Source organism: Streptomyces sp. NPDC091272, from assembly GCF_044757485.1.
In the GTDB taxonomy this organism is placed as follows: domain Bacteria; phylum Actinomycetota; class Actinomycetes; order Streptomycetales; family Streptomycetaceae; genus Streptomyces.
The window spans coordinates 1-16716 of record NZ_JBIVVC010000014.1 but is presented as its reverse complement, the minus strand read 5'-3'; the positions used below and the strand labels follow the sequence as shown (position 1 = coordinate 16716).

Below are 16716 nucleotides of genomic sequence, written 5' to 3'. Positions count from 1 at the left end.
GCCCCGCCCGGGTCAAGTCCCTCAAGGCTGGAGCATGTTCCGCAGGCCCAGGGGAGCGGGCGCGGGCAGCGGGTCGGCGCGGTCGGCGGGGCGGAAGGCCTGGAGCAGGTAGGCGAGCAGGCGGCGGGACGCCGCTTCGGCGACCTCGGGCGGCCGGCCGGCGAGGCTGCCGTTGGCGAGGAGCACCAGGGTGATGTCACTCGGGTCGAAGTCCGCACGCAACTGCCCCGCGTCCTTGGCCCGTTGGACGAGCAGGGCCAGGCCGTCCTCCGCGCGGGAGCGTTCGCGGTCGTAGTCCAGGGCGTCGGGGAACTGTGCGATGAACGCGCCGGCGAAGCCCCGGTCGGTGGCCTGCATCGCGCACACCTTCTCCAGGAGCAGACACAGGCCGTGCCACGGGTCCGGGTCCTCCAACGCGTCGTCGAGGGCTGCCGCACACACGGCGAGCTGTTCCGTGAAGGCGGCGCCGACGAGCGCGGCCCGGGTGGGAAAGCGCCGGTAGAGGGTGGCCACGCCGACTCCCGCCCGGCGGGCGACGGCGCTCATCGGGACGTCGATGCCGTGCTGGGAGAACGCCTCGCGAGCCGCCTCCAGAATGCGGGCACGGTTGTGCTGCGCGTCGCTGCGCAGGACGGACGCGGACGTGTCAGCCGCGGGCGGGGGCGTCGGGAGCTGCGGGTTGTGAGATGGCTGATCAGGCATTTCTCTCACTTCAGCGGAAACGGAGGGGGTCGTCCGTTTGTCGGGTTACGTTGATTCTACGGCGGAACCGGTCCCTCCTCGACCGCCTCCGACAACGCGAGAACAGGACGAGACGATGACCGAGATGCGCGCAGTCCACTACGACCGGTACGGCCCGCCGGAGGTGCTGTACGTCGCGAGCGCTCCGGTGCCGGCGATCGCGCCCGACCAGGTGCTGGTACGCGTGCACGCCGCCAGTGTCAACGGCGGCGAACTGGCCGCACGCAGCGGGAAACTGCGTCTCCTCACGGGCCGGACCTTCCCGCAGACAACCGGCGTGGACTTCGCGGGAGAGGTCGTCGCGGTCGGCGCGTCCGTCGCCCGGGTCCGCCAGGGGGACCAGGTGTGGGGCGCGCTGGGACGCAGCACGGGCACCATGGCCGACCACGTCGCCGTCAGCGCCCGCAAGGTCGCCCGCGCCCCGCGGAACCTCAGCCCCGTACAGGCGATCTCCCTGCTGGCCGGCGGTACGACCTCGGTGACCGCCCTCCGTGACCACGCCGCCCTCAAGCCCGCGGCGAAGCTGCTGGTACGCGGGGCGAGCGGGGGCGTGGGCAGCCTCACCGTACAGATCGGCAAGCTGTTCGGCGCCCACGTGACTGCGCTCGCGAACGGGAAGAACCTCGATTTCGTGGCCGGCCTGGGCGCCGACGAGGTACTGGACTACCGGACCGCCCGCCCTTCGGGTCTGGGCCGCTTCGACGCGATCGTCGACACCGTCGGGACGGACCAGAGCGCCTTCCGCCGACTGCTGGCGCCGGGGGGACGCATGGTCGCCGTCGCCGTCGACACCGACAGGCTCCTGGCGGGCTTCGCGGGGGTCCTCGCGTCGACCGTCCACGGCTCGGCCCGCACCCGCTTCTTCAGCGGAGCCCCGGAGAGCGAGCTGCTCGCCGAAATCACCCGCTACGCCGAGAACGGCGACATCGTGCCCGTCGTCGACACCGTCCATCCCCTCGAAGGCATCGCCGACGCCCATCGGGCCCTCGAAGGTGGCGGGGTACGGGGAAAGCACATCATCCAGCTCATGTGAACCGCGATCCCCGTACCGGCACCGGGCGTGCGGCGGCGACGCTCAGTGGCCACGCGCGTCATCACGCACGGGCGCGCTGGTGCACCTCGCCGGTCATCTCCTCCAGTTCCTGGCCCTTGGTCTCAGGAATCTTGGTGCGGGTGAAGATGAACGCCATGACGGCGAAGAACGCGAACGACCCGTACAGCCAGGCCAGCCCGACGTGCTCGGTCATCGGCTCGAACGAGAACGTCACGACGAAGTTGAAGATCCAGTTCGCCGCGGTGCCGATGGCGAGGGCGTAACCGCGCATCCGGTTCGGGTACATCTCGGCCAGCATGATCCACAGGATCGGGCCCCAGGAGAGGGCGAAGAAGACGACGAAGACGTTCGCGCCGACCAGGGCCACCGGGCCCCAGGCGCCGGGGAGCGTGATGTCGTCGCCGCTGCCCTGCTGCTGGGAGAAGGCGATCGCGGCCATCAACAGGCCCACGAACATGCCGACCGAGCCGATCGACAGCAGCCGGCGACGTCCCACGCGGTCGACGAAGAGCATCGCCACGACCGTCATCACCACGTTGATCCCCGCGGTGATCACGGAGGTGACGAACGAGTCGCCGGTGCTGAAGCCCACCGAGTGCCAGAGCGTGGTGGAGTAGTAGAAGATCGCGTTGATGCCGATGAGCTGCTGCAGCGCGGCCATGATGATGCCCACCCACACCAGCGGGTGCAGGCCGAACCGGTGGCCCCGGATGTCGGCGAACGAGGGGCGGTGCTCGGCGGAGATGGTCCGCTGGATCTCGGCGACCTTGGCCTGCGGGTCGCTCTCACCGCTGATGCGGCCCAGTACCTCGGCGGCCTTGTCGAGCCGGCCGCGCGAGACCAGGTAACGCGGCGACTCGGGGATCATCAGCGCGAGTACGCCGTACACGAGGGCCGGGAAGACACCCACGAGGAACATCCACCGCCACGCCTCGATGCCCCACCACAGTTCGCGGGAGGGGCCGCCGGCCCAGTGCGAGAGCAGGGCGTTGGAGCTGAGGACCGTGAGCTGGCCGATGGTGATCGCGAGTTGTTGCAGCGAGCCCAGCGCGCCACGGCCCTTGGCGGGGGCGATCTCGGAGATGTAGGCAGGGGCGATCACCGACGCGACGCCGATGCCCAGGCCGCCGACGACGCGCCAGATCAGCAGCGACGGCACGTTGAACGCGGTCGCCGTGCCGACGGAGCTGAGGACGAAGAGGACCGCGCCGACCACCATCACCATCCGGCGGCCGAAACGGTCCGCGAGGCGGCCCGCGAACCACGCCCCGGCCGCGCAGCCGAGCAGCGCGATCGAGACGACGAACCCGGACATGAAGGAGCCCAGCGTGAACTGGTCGGTGAGGGAGTCGACGGCCCCGTTGATCACGGAGGAGTCGAAGCCGAAGAGAAACCCTCCGACGGCTGCTGCGATGGCCACGCCGATTGCTTTGCCGCGTGTTCCCTGAGCGGGAGACAACGTTGTCATTTGAGTGGTACCGGTCACTGCGTGCACACCTGTTTCGCTCTACTGCGGTTCGTCTGCCGCGGTTCGGGTGCGCATGCGGCGCAGGCCGGTCCGACGGAGCACGCGCCACGCTAGGGGGCGTTCGACGCGGTATTCAATGATCGTCGGCAAGGTGTGAGACTCGCCACGGGGTCGAGGCGGGGGCGCGGGAGCGGTCGGGAGGGGGATGTCGGGCCCGGTCGCTGATCATGCGCCCGTCTTGCGCCGGGACGGAGAGAGTGGGGAGCCGTGTCAGGTACACCGCCCAGGCTCTGGGCGGCCTCGCCCGGAAGGACTTCCGCGTGCTCACTCGAACCAGGACCACACCGGCTCTTGGCGCCTTGCTCGTCCTCGCCCTGTTCGCCCCCACGGAAGCGGCCGGGAGGGATCGGGCGGACCGGGATCGGGCGGACCGGGGCTCCAGCGAGGTTGGGGGCGCCGGCTTGTGCGGCCGGTCCGACGAGGTGCGGGTGCGGGGGGTTGGTCGGTCCGACGGGAGGCGTGCGGTCGGGGGGGGCCGAGGTGGCGCGGTCGGTCGGTTCGTCCGACGTGGCACGTGCGGTGGCTGGGACCGACGCGGTGCGTGCGGTCGGCCCGGCCGGCGTGGTGGTCAGCGCCGCTGTGGTGTTCACTGCGGGACTCGCGGGCGTTCCCGCCCGACGCGAGACCCTTCCGGCGGCGGGACAGCGGGTCGAGGGCTGCTGATCTCGCGGTCGCGGACGTCGACCGGCACGGCTTGCGAGCCCTGACGGGCGTACGGCGGAAGCCCCGATGGGGGCCCGGCCCGTACGCCCCCGGCTTGGACCCGTACGCCCCAACGTGTACGCCCTTGCGCGTACGCCCCCGTTCCCCTCCCTACCCCCGATCAGGACCCCGCCGATCCGCCTGCTCCCGCAAGGCCGTGAGCAGGGTGGTGATGTGGGGGCGGGCGCTGTGGCCGGTCGTTGCCGCGCCGATGTGGCGTACCGGCGCCGGCGGTTTGAGCGGGACGGTGCGTAGGCCGGGGATGTGCGGGGTGAGGGCGATCGAGGGGATCAGGGAGATTCCCACGCCCGCGGCGACGAGGGAGCGGGCGAAGAAGTAGTCCGTGGTGGTGCCGCGCACCTCGGGGACGAAGCCGGCGCGCTCGGCGTACCGGCGCAGGTACGCCTCGGTCTTCAGGCAGCCGAGCACCCACGGCTCGCCCGTCAGCTCGGAGAGGTCGAGCGCCTCGCTCCCGGCGAGCCGGTGCCCCTCGGGCAGGACGACGCGCAGGGGGTCCTCCAGGAGCGGGGTCCAGTCCAGGCCGGACACGAGGCCAGGTCCGACGGGCAGCGGGCCGTCGAAGTGGTAGCCGAGAGCGAGGTCGACCGAGCCCTGGCGGACGAGCGGCAGGGTGCTCTCGGGCTCGCCCTCCCGTACGTGGACCACGGTGCGCGGGTGGGCCGCCATGAGCCGGGCGAGCGCGCCGGGCAGCAGGAGCCTGCCCCCGCTGGTGAAGGCGGCGACGGTCAGCTGCACGCGCCCCGTGCTGAGCTGGTCCACCCGCTGCTGCGCGTGGGCGAGTTCCGCGGCGACGGACTCGGCGGCGCCCACCATGATCCGGCCGGCCTGGGTGAGGGTGACCCCGCGGGTGCTGCGCGTGACGACCTGGGCGCCCAGGCCGCGTTCCAGGGATGCCACGTGCTGGGAGACGGCCGAGGGGGTGAGGCGGAGAGCCGCGGCCGCGCGGTTGAAACTGCCGTGCTCCGCCACTGCCCGCAGGACCCGCAACCGCTGCATGTCGATCAACAGTTCTCCTTAATACGTAGCCAGCGGAACAGTACTTCTGCTGTTGGCGGCGGCACCCCACGATGAGGGCATGAAAAACATCTGCGTCATCGGCGGAAGCCGGTACTTCGGAAAGCTCCTGGTGCGGCGGCTGTTGGCGGCAGGCCACCGGGTCACCGTGATCAACCGTGGCTCCGCCGCGCCGCCCGCCGGCGCCGAGCACCTCGTCGCCGACCGGAACGACGAGGCGGCCCTCACCGCCGCGCTCGGCTCGCACACCTTCGACGTGGTGGTCGACCAGATCTGTTACACCCCGGTACAGGCCGCCGTCGCCGCACGTGTCTTCGCCCGCCGCACCCGCCGCTACGTCATGACCTCCACGATCGAGGTGTACGACCCGGCGACCGCCGCGCTGCCCGCCCTGCCCCCGGGCACGCCGGTGCCCGAGGAGAACGTGGACCCGGCCACCTGGCCGGTGGTGACGGACCTGCCCTGGCACGACGAGGCCCACCTGGAGGCGCACTACGCCGAGGGCAAGCGCCAGGCGGAGGCCGTCCTCACCCGCGCCGACGGCTTCGAATTCGCCGCGGTCCGCAGCGCCCACGTACTGGGCGGCGGCGCGCAGGAGTTCACCGGCAGGCTCTCGTACTACACCGACCGGATCGCCGCGGGCGAGGAGTTTGCCGTGCACGCGAATCTGCTGCCCACTGTCTTCATCCACCACGAGGAACTGGCGGACCTGCTGCGGTGGGCGGCCGAGGCCGACTTCACCGGCCCGGTCAACGCCTGCTCCGACGGCCCGCTGGATGTGCACGAACTCGCCTCGGCCGTCGCCGCGCAGAGCGGCGGGGAGCCCGTCCCCCGGGTGGTCGCTGCGGGCGAGGAGGCCTCCCCGTTCTCCTTCGACCGGCACTACGCGATGAGCAACGCACGCGCGAAGGAACTGGGCTTCTCCTTCTCCCGTACCACCGACTGGCTGCCCGCCGCCGTCGCCGAGGCGCTTGCCGCCGCGCCCGCGTCCACCCGCTGAGAAACGGAGCCACCATGCGGTACCGCACCATCGGCCACACCGCCGTCAGTGCCATAGGTCTCGGGGCCATGCCGTTGTCCATCGAGCGCCGCCCGGACGAGGCGCGGGCCCTCGCAGTCGTCCACGCGGCCCTCGACGCGGGCGTCACGCTCATCGACACCGCCGACAGCTATCACTGGCACGCGAACGAGAGGGGCCACAACGAGGTGTTGATCGCCCGCGCCCTCGCACGTCACGGCGGCGACACCTCCGGTGTCCTGGTGGCGACCAAGGGCGGTCGTGGCCGCCCCGGCGACGGCAGTTGGACCGTCGACGCCAGCCCCGCGCACCTCAAGCGGGCAGCCGAGGCGTCCGCCACCCGCCTGGGCGTCGACGCCATCGGCCTCTACCAACTCCACAAGCCGGACCCGGCGGTGCCGTGGGCGGAGTCCGTCGGTGCGTTGCGCGAGCTGCTGGACGCGGGCACGATCCGTGCCGCGGGAATCTCCAACGTCAGCACCGCCCAGATCCGTCAGGCGCACCAGATCCTCGGCGATGGACTCGTCTCCGTGCAGAACCAGTACTCGTTCGCCGTGCGCGACAGCGAGCCGCAGCTGCGGCTGTGCACCGAGCTGGGTCTTGCCTTCCTGCCCTGGAGCCCTCTCGGCGGCATCACCCGAAGCTCCCTGGACGGCCCGGCAGGCCCCACTTCCGCGGGCACCGCCGTCCATCGCGTCGCGCAGGGGCGCGGTATCAGCCCGCAGCAGGTCGCCCTCGCCTGGCTGCTCACCCGCTCCCCGGCAGTGGTCCCGGTCCCGGGGGCCAGCCGCCCCGCATCCGTGACCGACTCGGCCGGTGCTGCCGAACTCACGCTGAGCGAGGGGGAGTTGGCACATTTGGAGGACGCCTCTCCGTCGCTCTGAGAGGTCGAGAAGGCGTTCAGGAGGCGGGCACCGTCGCGTGCACCTGGCGCAGGAAGGTCGCGTTGTCGGGGGTGTGCCGCAGTTTGGTCAGGACGGCTTCCAGCGTGGCCTTCCCCTCGCGCGGCTGAAGGGCCCGGCGCAGACCCCGTACGGCTGCCAACTCCGCCGCGGGTACGAGGAGTTCCTCGCGGCGGGTACCGGAGGGGGTGATGTCGACGGCGGGGAAGACGCGACGGTCGGCGAGCGCACGGTCCAGCCGCAGCTCCATGTTGCCGGTGCCCTTCAGCTCCTCGAAGTAGAAGTCGTCGGCGCGCGAGCCCGTGTCGACCAGGGCGGTGGCCAGGATGGTCAGTGAACCCGCCTCCTCGGTGAGCCGGGCCGCGCCGAACAGTCGCTTCGGCTCGTGCAGTGCGGACGCGTCCACGCCGCCGCTGAGCGTACGGCCCCCGGACGAGGCGGCGTTGTTGTGCGCGCGGCAGAGCCGGGTCAGCGAGTCGAGCAGGATCACCACGTCGCGACCCTCCTCGACCAGGCGCTTGGCGCGCTCCACGACCAGTTCGGCGAGGGCGATGTGCGCCTTCGCGGGCCGGTCGAACGTCGAGGCGTACACCTCGCCCCGCACGCTGCGGCGCATGTCGGTGACCTCCTCGGGCCGTTCGTCCAGGAGCAGGACCATGAGGTGGGCCTCGGGGTGGTTGGCGGCGACCGAGGCGGCGAGCTGCTGGAGCAGTACGGTCTTGCCTGTCTTCGGCGGCGCGACGATCAGGCCGCGCTGGCCCTTGCCGACCGGGGCGACCAGATCGACGACGCGCGGGCCGAGCCCACCCGCCTCGCTCTCCAGGTGCAGCCGCTCGCGCGGGTGCAGCGGGGTGAGATCGCGGAAGTGGGGCCGTCGGCGCCCCGCGAAGGCGGGGTCGCCGTTCACGAGGTCGACCTGGGCGAGGGTGCGCGGCCTGCCGCAGAGCCCGCTCACCAAGTCGCCCTTGCGCAGGCCGAGTCGGCGGATGAGGGTGGCGGGAACCTGCACGTCGTGCGGTGTGGGCTCCAGGTTCGTCGCACGCAGGAAGCCGTGGCCCCCTCCGGCGAGGTCAAGGACGCCTGCGGCGTGGGCCGCAGGGGCCGCTGTGGCCGGCGCGGCCGTTGTGCGAGGCATGTCGCGGGAGGTTTCGAGTGTGCTGGTCATGGTGGTCATGAAGGATCGGTCCTTTCGAGGACGTGTGTGCGAAGACATGGGGGGAGGGAGGGAACCCGGCGAGGAAGGCGCGGCACGAAAGGCCTCGCGAGGGGGCGGTGAAGCCCGCAGCCGGCAGGAACCCGGCGCGGCGGTCCGACGAGGACGGCGCGGCGGCACGGGTGGGAAAGACGCGGAGGTGAAAGCCTCGGCGGCAGAACGGGGAAGCGACGCTTCGAAGAGAAGCCACGCGGTCGCCGAGATGGGTTGTCGATCGTGGAAACGAAGGATCTCGGCGACGAGACGAAGAGATGAGCACCGGCGCCGTAGTGAGGGCGTAGACACGCCGCAGAAGGGGCGTACACAAGTGCTGATGGCAATGTAGCACAGGAAAGGGTGGGGGGAGTGAGGTCGAGGGCGGTGAGGTCCCGTGCCGGGGCGGTGAGGTCCCGTGCCGGGACGGTGAGGTCCCGTGCCGGGACGGTGAGGTCCCGTGCCGGAACGGTGAGGCCAGGCGTGCCGGGACGGTGAGGTCCCGTGCCGGGGCGGTGAGGCCTGGCGTGCCGGGACGGTGAGGTCCCGTGCCGGGGCGGTGCGGCCAGGCGTGCCGGAACGTTTCGCGGCCTATGCTGGGCACGATGTTCGCACCCCAGGGCCCCACCCTCCGAGAACTCGCCGTCCAGGCGCTCTCCTCCGTCGAGCGCGGTTACGACCTGCTCGCGCCCAAGTTCGACCACACCCCGTTCCGCACCACCGAGGCGATTCTCGCGCCCGTGACACGCGTCCTGCGCGAGCTCGGCCCCTTCGACCGGGGCCTCGACCTGTGCTGCGGCACCGGGGCGGGGGCCGGGGTGCTTCAGGAGGTGTGCCGTGAGCGGGTGACCGGGGTGGACATCAGTGCCGGAATGCTCGACGTGGCCCGCCGCCGGCCGCCCGCTTCCGTGCCCGCCGACTGGGTACGCGGTGACGCGCTCGCCCTGCCCTTCGGCCCGGTCTTCGACCTGGTGGTGAGCTTCGGTGCGTTCGGGCACTTCCTGCCCGCCGCGAGGCCCGCGCTGTTCGCGCAGGTCCACGAGGTCCTGCGGCCCGGTGGCCGGTTCGCCTTCCCGTTGCCCGCACCGGCCGTCCCGGGCTCACGCGGGCACCTCGCGATGCTCGGCTTCGACAGTGTGATGCGGGTGCGCAACGCGCTCTGGCGGCCCCAATTCGTCATGTACTACCGGGGCTTCAGGCTGGGCGACATCACCGCCGAACTCACCGCCACGGGCTTCGGGGTCGAGCTGTATGCGCTGGAGGAACTCGGTCGGCGGCCGGACGGCTCACCACGCTGCCGGATGCTGGTGGCGACCCGGCACCGCGACTAGTGCCCCGCTAGTGCCCCGCGCCCGCCGCCCCCGCGCGCGTCGCGTCAACTCCCCAGCTGGCGAGCAGTCGTAGCCCCTGGGCCGACGCCGAGTCGGGCTCCGCGTAGTAGGTCACCAGCGACTGGTCGTGGTCGTCGGGCAGCCGCAGGGTCTCGTACGACAGGGTCAGATCACCGACCAGGGCGTGGCGCATGCGCTTGACGCCGTGCCCCTTCTCGCGGACGTCGTGAGTGGCCCACAGGCCGCGGAACTCCTCGCTCTTGACGGAGAGTTCGCCGACCAGCGAGGAGAGCAGCGGATCGTTCGGAAAGCAGCCGGCCTCCATCCGCAGGAAGCTCACCATGTCCGACGCCTTCTGGTCCCAGTCCACGAACAGCTCGCGGGCCCCCGGGTGCAGGAAGCAGATGCGCGCCCAGTTCCGCTCCTCGGGCGGCAGCGCGGCCCAGTCGCCGAACAGCGCGGCCGCCATGCGGTTCCAGCCGAGGATGTCCGAGCGGCGGCCGACCACGTAGGCGGGGATGCCGTCCATCGCGTCCAGGAGGTGGTGCAGCGCGGGCCGCATGTGCTGCGGGCGGGCCGGGCGCTTCTTCTTGTGCTGCTTCGGCTTGGCCAGGTGCGTCAGATGGGAGTGCTCCGCGTCCGTGAGGCGCAGCGCGCGGGCGATGGCGTCCAGGACCTCGCCCGAGACGTTGCGGCCGTTGCCCTGCTCAAGGCGCGTGTAGTACGCGACGGAGACGCCCGCGAGCTGAGCCAGTTCCTCCCTGCGCAGCCCCGGTACCCGCCGGTGGCGTCCGAAGTTCGGCAGGCCGACGTCCTCCGGCTGCAACCGGGCCCGGCGGGTGCGCAGGAACTCGCTGAGCTCGGCGCGGCCGTCGAGTGGCTCGGGGGCGTGGTGCGGGGTCGGCTGGTCATCCATGGTTTCCAGTATCCAGGGTCGTACGCACCCGAACCTGTCCCCACCAGTAGTAGGACCACTGGACGTAGGCAGAACGGTGACCTGGGTGGATGTCCGTGCGGATGGCACGCTGGAGGACATGACCGCACAGACCAGCACACCCACGACCGTTTCCGCCTACGCAGCACCGTCCGCCAAGGCTCCCCTGGAGCGGACCACCGTTCCGCGCCGCGCGGTGGGCCCGTCGGACGTACTGATCGACATCAAGTACGCCGGAATCTGTCACTCGGACATCCACCAGGCGCGCGACGGCTGGGGCGAGGGCATCTTCCCGATGGTCCCGGGCCACGAGATCGCCGGTGTCGTCACCGAGGTCGGTCCGGCCGTCACCAAGTTCGCGGTCGGCGACCGCGTCGGGGTCGGCTGCATGGTCGACTCCTGCCGCGAGTGCGAGAACTGCAAGGCCGGCCTTGAGCAGTACTGCGTCAAGGGCAACGTCGGTACGTACAACTCCGTCGGCAAGGACGGCGAGCCGACCTATGGTGGTTACTCCACGCACGTCGTCGTGGACGAGGCGTTCACCCTCCGTATCCCCGACGGGCTCGCCCTGGACGTCGCCGCGCCGCTGCTGTGCGCGGGCATCACCACGTACTCCCCGCTGCACCGCTGGCAGGTCGGCCCCGGCAAGAAGGTCGCCGTCGTGGGCCTCGGCGGTCTCGGTCACATGGCCGTCAAGATCGCGCACGCGATGGGCGCCGAGGTGACCGTGCTGTCGCAGAGCCTGCGCAAGAAGGACGACGGCCTGCGCCTGGGCGCCGAGCACTACTACGCGACCAGCGACGACGCCACCTTCGCGCAGCTGGCCGGTTCCTTCGACGTGATCCTCTCGACGGTCTCCGCGCCGCTGCCCCTGGACAAGTACCTGGGCCTGCTGCGTTCGGAGGGCGCCTTCGTGAACGTCGGAGCCCCCGAGGAGCCCGTCTCCCTCAACCTCTTCTCCGTGATCGGCGGCGGCAAGACCCTCGCCGGCTCGATGATCGGCGGCATCCAGGAGACCCAGGAGATGCTGGACTTCTGCGCCGAGCACGGCCTGGGTGCGGAGATCGAGCTGATCGACGCCGACGGGATCAACGAGGCGTACGAGCGGGTCCTGGCCAGCGACGTGCGCTACCGCTTCGTGATCGACGCCTCGACGATCTGAGGCGAGGCCCGCGGCCGGCGCCATCCACGGAGAGGCGCGGGCCGCGGGACCGATGTCGGTGCTCCGTCCGTCGGGCGGAGCGGTCTCGCGCCGTCGGACGGGCGGGCCGGTAGGGCCCAGTTCCTACGTCGGGGTTCCTACTTCGCGCCCAGTCCGCCCAGCGTCAGACCGTCCTTCTTGCGGGGCAGCACGGCACCGGTCAGACCGTCCTCGTCGTTGTTGGGCTTGCCGACGAGGGTGTCGAGCGCGAGGTCGGCCGCCATGTCCAGCGTCTCGTCGGCGCTGCCCCTGTCGGTCAGCGACGGGCTGTTGGGCGCGTCCGCCGAGACGGCGTGTGCGGGCGCGGCGGAGAGGAGCGCGGCGGTGGCGAGGCCGAGGGCCACCGACGTTCGCATCATGGTCTTGATCACGACCTCCCAACGCCCGAGCCGGGAACGGGTCACGGGGTGTCCTTCCGAAGGCCGTACCTCGGGCGAGGCGCGTCCTTGCGACCGCCGCGACCCGGGCCGCGCGTGCCCTTCTGCCCGCGGCCGTGCTCCCGGCCAAAAGGCCCCCGGGGTGTACGTACACCGGGGGCCTTCTGATGGAGGTAGTGCTCTGGGGGCACCGACCTCTTCAACGACATCCGCACGCGGAGGTCACGGCCGGACGGCCGCAGGACATGGACGAACGGTCTCACCCGGCACCCGACAGGGACGAACGGTCTCGACCGGCACCCGACAGGGACGAATGGTCTCGCCCGGCACCCGCGCGCCGGGTGGCCGAGCAGCCGAGTACTCGTCGGTGCCGCGCGGTACTCCTCAGTGAATCCCTGGTGCGGTACGTGGCGTCGCCGTGGCCGCCGTGGCCGCCGAGGCGTCGGTGAGGTCGGCGCCCGTGTCGGCGTCCCGCCGGGACCGATCGACGCCGTGCCAGTCGAGGCACATCACGGTCGCGTCGTCCTGCAACTGGCTGCTGTTGGCGTCGAGGACCGTTGCCACGAGGGCGCGGGCGGCCTCACGGGGGTGCAGCCCGCGCGTGTCGGCGATCAGTTTCGACAGGTCGAGATTGTTCGCGTTGTGTTCCAGGATGCCGTCGGTCAACATGATCAGCCGGTCGCCCGGCCGCAGGTCCAGCGCCTGGACCCGGTACGTGTGCGGGACGTCGAAGCCGAACGGCATGTCGATCAGCGGGGTGAGCTCCCGGACCTCGCCGTCGCGCATCAGCAGGGGCCAGGGGTGTCCGGCGTTGATGAACTCGCTCGTGCCGTCGATCAGGCTGATGCGCAGGAGCTGACCGGTCACGTAGCTCTGACGGCCGTGCTTGCGCACGGCCTCGTCGGCCTGGCGGGCCTGTTCGGCGAGGTCGGCACCGGCCCGCCGGGCCCGGCGCAGCGCCCCGACCAGAAGCGTGGCCAGCAGCGCTGCGTCGACGTCGTGCCCCATGGCATCGGTGACGGAGAGCTGCACGGTGTCCCGGTCGATGACGTAGTCGAAGGTGTCACCCCCGACGTGGTCGGCCGGCTCCAGCGACCCGGCGACGGCGAACTGCGCCGCCTCGCACGCCAGTGACGCCGGGAGCAGCCGGTGCTGGATCTCCGCCGCCAGGCTCAGTGGCACGGTCCTGCGCCCCCACTGGTAGACGTCGGTGAAGGACCGGTTCGCGATGACGATGTAGGCGAGGGCGTGCGCGGCCTCGCCGATCTCCCGCATCACGTTCTCGGAAGGGGCCTCGGGCAGGGACAGCTCCAGGAGCCCGATGGCGTCCCCGCGGTTGGTCACCGGGGCGACGACCCGCACCAGGCCGTCCTCCTCCTTGCCGCCCACGTTCGGTCGCTGGGTGCGGATCACGTCGTCGTACACGGTGCCCGCCAGCGGAATGCGCCGAGCCGGCTCGCCGGTCTCGACACTGCCCGCAGCCCCCAGTCGTACCACCGAGCTACCGGTGAAGTCGGTGATCAGGAACGACACCGCTGCTGCCCCGAGATGGTCCTTGAGCAGGCGCGCGACCACGTCGAGTGACTCCACCGGCGCCGCGCTCTCGGCGGCGGACAGTGCCCCCGCCAAGGTCATCGCCCTGTCGCAGTCAGTGCCGTCGGCGTCGGTGCCGCCCCCGGTGACCGGTGTGCGAGTGGGGCGGTCACCGCTCGCGTCGGACCCGCTTGCGGTCATGAGAACTCCTAGCTGTTCGCTGTCGATCAGAGCTCCGTCCCGGAGAGGCTGAGGAAGTGCAGTACATCCGTCTACCCGGCGGATCGCGGTGAGAATCCGGCCGGACCCTGCCGGTGCGGGGCCCTGGCACGCGCCAAGTATCGGTCTTGAGAACCTTCCCGGACCTCTCCCGGCCTTCTTGCGGTGCGTGGGGCATGGAAAGCTGGTGGGTAGCAGGTGTACCGCTGCGAAGCTTTCTCTGACACGCGTGCGATGAAGGTGCGTTTCTGGGGTAGGCGGGGATGCGACGGCGGCGCTTCGGCAGTGAGGCGGACGTAGTGGACCAGGCTGGGCAGGACGAGATGGATCAGGCAGGACCGATTGGTGGGCGGCAACCCCTCACGGGCGGCCGTTCGACGGCACTCTCCGTGTTGGTGGAGAGCTCTGCCGGTATCGCCGGTGCCCGGGGGACCGCTCGCGACTTCATGGAGTCGTTGCAGTCGCAGCACGGGCTGCCGGTGTCCGAGCGCGCGCTGGGAATGGTGCAGCTGGTGGTCACCGAACTGGTGACCAACGCGAGCAAGTACGCCCCGGGGCCGTGCCTGCTGACGCTTGAGGTCAGCGACGGGACGGTCGCGGTCACCGTGTGGGACAGCAGCACCACCGTGCCTGCCGTCCTGGCGCCGGACCCCGCGCGGGTCGGTCAGCACGGCCTAGAGATCGTCGTGAAGGTGTCCCGGAGCTTCGAGGTGCACCGGGAGCCGGTGGGCAAGCGCATCAGGGCGGCCGTGGTCCTGGCCGACGACCCCGACGGGGACGCGGCGGGCCACCGGGCGATGTGATCGAACACTGCGGCTCACCTCACTCGTCCCCTACGCACGTACGCACAATTCGCGACTGACACGGCGCCGTGTCCCTGGGGGCCACGCACCCTCGCACGGCGACTGGGCGACCTGGGCGTGACTCGCGCACCCTCGCACGGTGACCCGGGCGTGCCTCACGCAGCCCCGCGCGGTGATGATGCGACCCGGGCGTGCCTCACGCACCCCGCAGGGTGACCCGGCGTCGCGTCGTCGCCCTGCGGTGATTCCGCGGGAAACCTGACACCCCGCCACCCACCCCCCTCGCGCTGTTTCGTTTGCGTGCGGCTGGAGAAACGGGGCGGATGGAGATCTCATCCAGCACCGGTTCCGCAGACGCCCCGCTGCGGGGCGAGGCCCTGATGCCTGAGCTGTTCGCGGCGGCGGGCGCCGGGGTGTACGCCGTGGACGCCCGAGGTCTTGTGATCGCCTGCAACCCGTGGGCGGAACGGCTGCTCGGTTACGAACCGGGCACCCTGCTGGGAGTCGACGCGCACCAGGCCCTGCACCCGCACACCGGGCACCCCACCATCGGCGATGCCGGAAGCCTGCCCGCACAGAGGTCCGTCCTCGAAGACGTCGCACTGGGCAAACGGGCCAGCGGCGACCGGGCGGTCCTGCTGCGTGCGGACGGCCGGCCGCTGGAGGTCTGGTGGGCCGCGGCCCCCCTGCCCGAGCACGCGGGCCACGGCGAGGGAGCGGTGGTCGTCTTCCACGACGCCTCGGCCCAGCGGGCGCGGGACGGGCGGCGGGCCGACCGGTACGCGCACAGCGAGACCATGCGTGAGCAGGCCGAGTACGACCTCTCGGAGACCACCTGGCTCGGTGAGCTGACCCTGGCCATGGTCAGCACCCTGGACGCGGACGAAGCCCTGCGCCGGCTGGTGCGGCTGCTGGTGCCGCGCCTCGCCGACACCGCCGTCATCCACACCGCCAGGGGCAGCGCCCTGGAACGTACCGCCTGGGCCCACCACAGCCCGGGGATCCTGCCGCACGCCCCCGGAGACGGCGCCGGCCTCCCGGAGACCCCCGCCCACGCCGACGCGCTGCGGCGGGTGATGGCGGGCGCCGGGCCCCAGATCGTCGACGCTCCCGCCGAACCGGGCGCGGACCTGCTGAGCGTGGTGGACGCAGTCGACGTCCTCGTGGTGCCGCTGCGGCTGCGCGCCGTGACGTTCGGCGCGCTGACGCTCGTACGGGCAGCGGCCAGTCCGCCGTTCAACGAGGCCGACCAGGCGACGGCCGAGGAAGTGGCCCGACGTGCCGCGCTGGGCCTGGACAACACCCGCCTGCACGCCGCCCAGGCCGACATCGCGGCCACCCTCCAGCGGGCCCTGCTCACCGAACTGCCGGACGTTCCGGGCCTGGAGCTGGCCGCGCACTACCAAGCGGCCCAGCAGACCGCGGAGATCGGCGGTGACTGGTACGACGCCTTCGGGCTCGGCGGCGGCGACACGGCCCTGGTCGTCGGCGACGTCACCGGCCACGACATCCAGGCCGCCTCCCGGATGAGCGAGCTGCGCAACATGCTGCGGGCCCTGGCCGTGGACCGCCCCGAGGAGTCCCCCGGCCCGATCCTGCGCCGGCTGGACGTCGCGCAGGCCCACCTCACGCCGGGAGAGTCCGCGACCGCGATCTTCGCGCGTCTGGGGCCGGACGACGCGGGAGCCCGGGAGCTGACCTGGTCGGTGGCCGGGCACCCGCCGCCGCTCCTGATCACGGCCGACGGCGCCGCCTCGTACCTGACCGGCGGTCACGCCCTGCTGCTCGGCGCGAGTCCGACCACCCCGCGCCCGACCGCCCGCGCCCTGCTGCCCGCCGGCGCCACCCTGCTGCTCTACACCGACGGCCTCATCGAGTCCCGCTCCCAGGACGTCGACACCGGCATGACACGGCTGCGCCGGCACGCGGCCACCCATCGGGACCTGCCGCCGCACCAGCTGTGCGCCCGGCTGGCGGGCGACCTGGGCGACCCGCGGGACGACATCACCCTCATCGCCGCCCGCCTGCCCGCACGTCGCGGAGAGAACGAAGGGCCCTAGGGCCTGTCGTCAAATGACGATCTTGGATAGTGGATCATGGTCGAATGATGCGTCGTCATGAACTGTCCGATGCCGAGTGGGAGTTCGTCCGG

General features: G+C 71.6%; 14 protein-coding genes. 7 read left to right on the top strand and 7 right to left on the bottom strand.

The features are described from left to right. Positions 1-21 precede the first annotated feature (21 nt). Complete coding sequence (locus ACIQM4_RS29935) at positions 22-702, bottom strand: TetR/AcrR family transcriptional regulator (RefSeq protein ID WP_401598028.1); 681 nt, start codon at positions 700-702, stop codon at positions 22-24. A gap of 115 nt (positions 703-817) precedes the next feature. On the opposite strand from ACIQM4_RS29935, the gene ACIQM4_RS29930 reads away from it, so the two are divergent. Then, positions 818-1774 carry an NAD(P)-dependent alcohol dehydrogenase gene (locus ACIQM4_RS29930; RefSeq protein WP_401598026.1) on the top strand — a complete coding sequence of 319 codons (957 nt, stop codon included), beginning with the start codon at positions 818-820 and terminating at the stop codon, positions 1772-1774. Positions 1775-1835: 61 nt separating this feature from the next. Here the strand turns inward: ACIQM4_RS29930 and ACIQM4_RS29925 are convergent, their stop codons facing one another. Beyond that, positions 1836-3263: a sugar porter family MFS transporter gene (locus ACIQM4_RS29925; protein WP_401598023.1), complete on the bottom strand. Its 1428-nt coding sequence runs from the start codon at positions 3261-3263 to the stop codon at positions 1836-1838. 873 nt (positions 3264-4136) lie between these two features. Next, positions 4137-5042 (bottom strand): LysR family transcriptional regulator, encoded by a 906-nt coding sequence (locus ACIQM4_RS29920; RefSeq protein WP_401598274.1) that lies wholly within the window; start codon positions 5040-5042, stop codon positions 4137-4139. Between the two features lie 79 nt (positions 5043-5121). Between ACIQM4_RS29920 and ACIQM4_RS29915 the strand changes: the two genes are divergently transcribed. Continuing rightward, complete coding sequence (locus ACIQM4_RS29915; RefSeq protein ID WP_401598021.1) at positions 5122-6060, top strand: NAD-dependent epimerase/dehydratase family protein; 939 nt, start codon at positions 5122-5124, stop codon at positions 6058-6060. Between the two features lie 14 nt (positions 6061-6074). Then, entirely contained in the window at positions 6075-6962 is an 888-nt protein-coding gene (locus tag ACIQM4_RS29910; protein WP_401598018.1) for an aldo/keto reductase, read from the top strand. A gap of 16 nt (positions 6963-6978) precedes the next feature. Here ACIQM4_RS29910 and rho read toward each other — a convergent pair whose 3' ends face one another. Beyond that, entirely contained in the window at positions 6979-8145 is a 1167-nt protein-coding gene (rho, locus tag ACIQM4_RS29905) for a transcription termination factor Rho (protein ID WP_401598273.1), read from the bottom strand. A 626-nt stretch (positions 8146-8771) separates the two neighbouring features. On the opposite strand from rho, the gene ACIQM4_RS29900 reads away from it, so the two are divergent. Beyond that, positions 8772-9497, top strand: a complete 726-nt coding sequence (locus ACIQM4_RS29900; protein WP_401598015.1) for a class I SAM-dependent methyltransferase — start codon at positions 8772-8774, stop codon at positions 9495-9497. Between the two features lie 7 nt (positions 9498-9504). Here ACIQM4_RS29900 and ACIQM4_RS29895 read toward each other — a convergent pair whose 3' ends face one another. Beyond that, positions 9505-10413 (bottom strand): helix-turn-helix domain-containing protein, encoded by a 909-nt coding sequence (locus ACIQM4_RS29895; RefSeq protein ID WP_401598012.1) that lies wholly within the window; start codon positions 10411-10413, stop codon positions 9505-9507. 118 nt (positions 10414-10531) lie between these two features. On the opposite strand from ACIQM4_RS29895, the gene ACIQM4_RS29890 reads away from it, so the two are divergent. After that, entirely contained in the window at positions 10532-11593 is a 1062-nt protein-coding gene (locus ACIQM4_RS29890; protein WP_401598009.1) for an NAD(P)-dependent alcohol dehydrogenase, read from the top strand. A 137-nt stretch (positions 11594-11730) separates the two neighbouring features. Here the strand turns inward: ACIQM4_RS29890 and ACIQM4_RS29885 are convergent, their stop codons facing one another. After that, the gene (locus ACIQM4_RS29885) at positions 11731-12036 is read right to left on the bottom strand and encodes a hypothetical protein (RefSeq protein ID WP_401598006.1); all 306 of its coding nucleotides are present in this window, start codon (positions 12034-12036) and stop codon (positions 11731-11733) included. Positions 12037-12393: 357 nt separating this feature from the next. After that, positions 12394-13644, bottom strand: a complete 1251-nt coding sequence (locus ACIQM4_RS29880) for a PP2C family protein-serine/threonine phosphatase (RefSeq protein ID WP_401598272.1) — start codon at positions 13642-13644, stop codon at positions 12394-12396. A 440-nt stretch (positions 13645-14084) separates the two neighbouring features. On the opposite strand from ACIQM4_RS29880, the gene ACIQM4_RS29875 reads away from it, so the two are divergent. Together ACIQM4_RS29875 and ACIQM4_RS29870 are read left to right on the top strand one after the other, a co-directional pair. Then, positions 14085-14564, top strand: a complete 480-nt coding sequence (locus ACIQM4_RS29875) for an ATP-binding protein (protein WP_401598270.1) — start codon at positions 14085-14087, stop codon at positions 14562-14564. A gap of 323 nt (positions 14565-14887) precedes the next feature. Further along, positions 14888-16624: a SpoIIE family protein phosphatase gene (locus ACIQM4_RS29870; RefSeq protein ID WP_401598003.1), complete on the top strand. Its 1737-nt coding sequence runs from the start codon at positions 14888-14890 to the stop codon at positions 16622-16624. Positions 16625-16716 lie beyond the last annotated feature (92 nt).

Coding starts and splice junctions, on each gene's coding strand:
- ACIQM4_RS29935 (WP_401598028.1), bottom strand. CDS start 702: ATGCCTGATCAGCCATCTCACAACCCGCAGCTCCCGACGCCCCCGCCC.
- ACIQM4_RS29930 (WP_401598026.1), top strand. CDS start 818: ATGACCGAGATGCGCGCAGTCCACTACGACCGGTACGGCCCGCCGGAG.
- ACIQM4_RS29925 (WP_401598023.1), bottom strand. CDS start 3,263: ATGACAACGTTGTCTCCCGCTCAGGGAACACGCGGCAAAGCAATCGGC.
- ACIQM4_RS29920 (WP_401598274.1), bottom strand. CDS start 5,042: ATGCAGCGGTTGCGGGTCCTGCGGGCAGTGGCGGAGCACGGCAGTTTC.
- ACIQM4_RS29915 (WP_401598021.1), top strand. CDS start 5,122: ATGAAAAACATCTGCGTCATCGGCGGAAGCCGGTACTTCGGAAAGCTC.
- ACIQM4_RS29910 (WP_401598018.1), top strand. CDS start 6,075: ATGCGGTACCGCACCATCGGCCACACCGCCGTCAGTGCCATAGGTCTC.
- rho (WP_401598273.1), bottom strand. CDS start 8,145: ATGACCAGCACACTCGAAACCTCCCGCGACATGCCTCGCACAACGGCC.
- ACIQM4_RS29900 (WP_401598015.1), top strand. CDS start 8,772: ATGTTCGCACCCCAGGGCCCCACCCTCCGAGAACTCGCCGTCCAGGCG.
- ACIQM4_RS29895 (WP_401598012.1), bottom strand. CDS start 10,413: ATGGATGACCAGCCGACCCCGCACCACGCCCCCGAGCCACTCGACGGC.
- ACIQM4_RS29890 (WP_401598009.1), top strand. CDS start 10,532: ATGACCGCACAGACCAGCACACCCACGACCGTTTCCGCCTACGCAGCA.
- ACIQM4_RS29880 (WP_401598272.1), bottom strand. CDS start 13,644: ATGACCTTGGCGGGGGCACTGTCCGCCGCCGAGAGCGCGGCGCCGGTG.
- ACIQM4_RS29875 (WP_401598270.1), top strand. CDS start 14,085: ATGGATCAGGCAGGACCGATTGGTGGGCGGCAACCCCTCACGGGCGGC.
- ACIQM4_RS29870 (WP_401598003.1), top strand. CDS start 14,888: ATGGAGATCTCATCCAGCACCGGTTCCGCAGACGCCCCGCTGCGGGGC.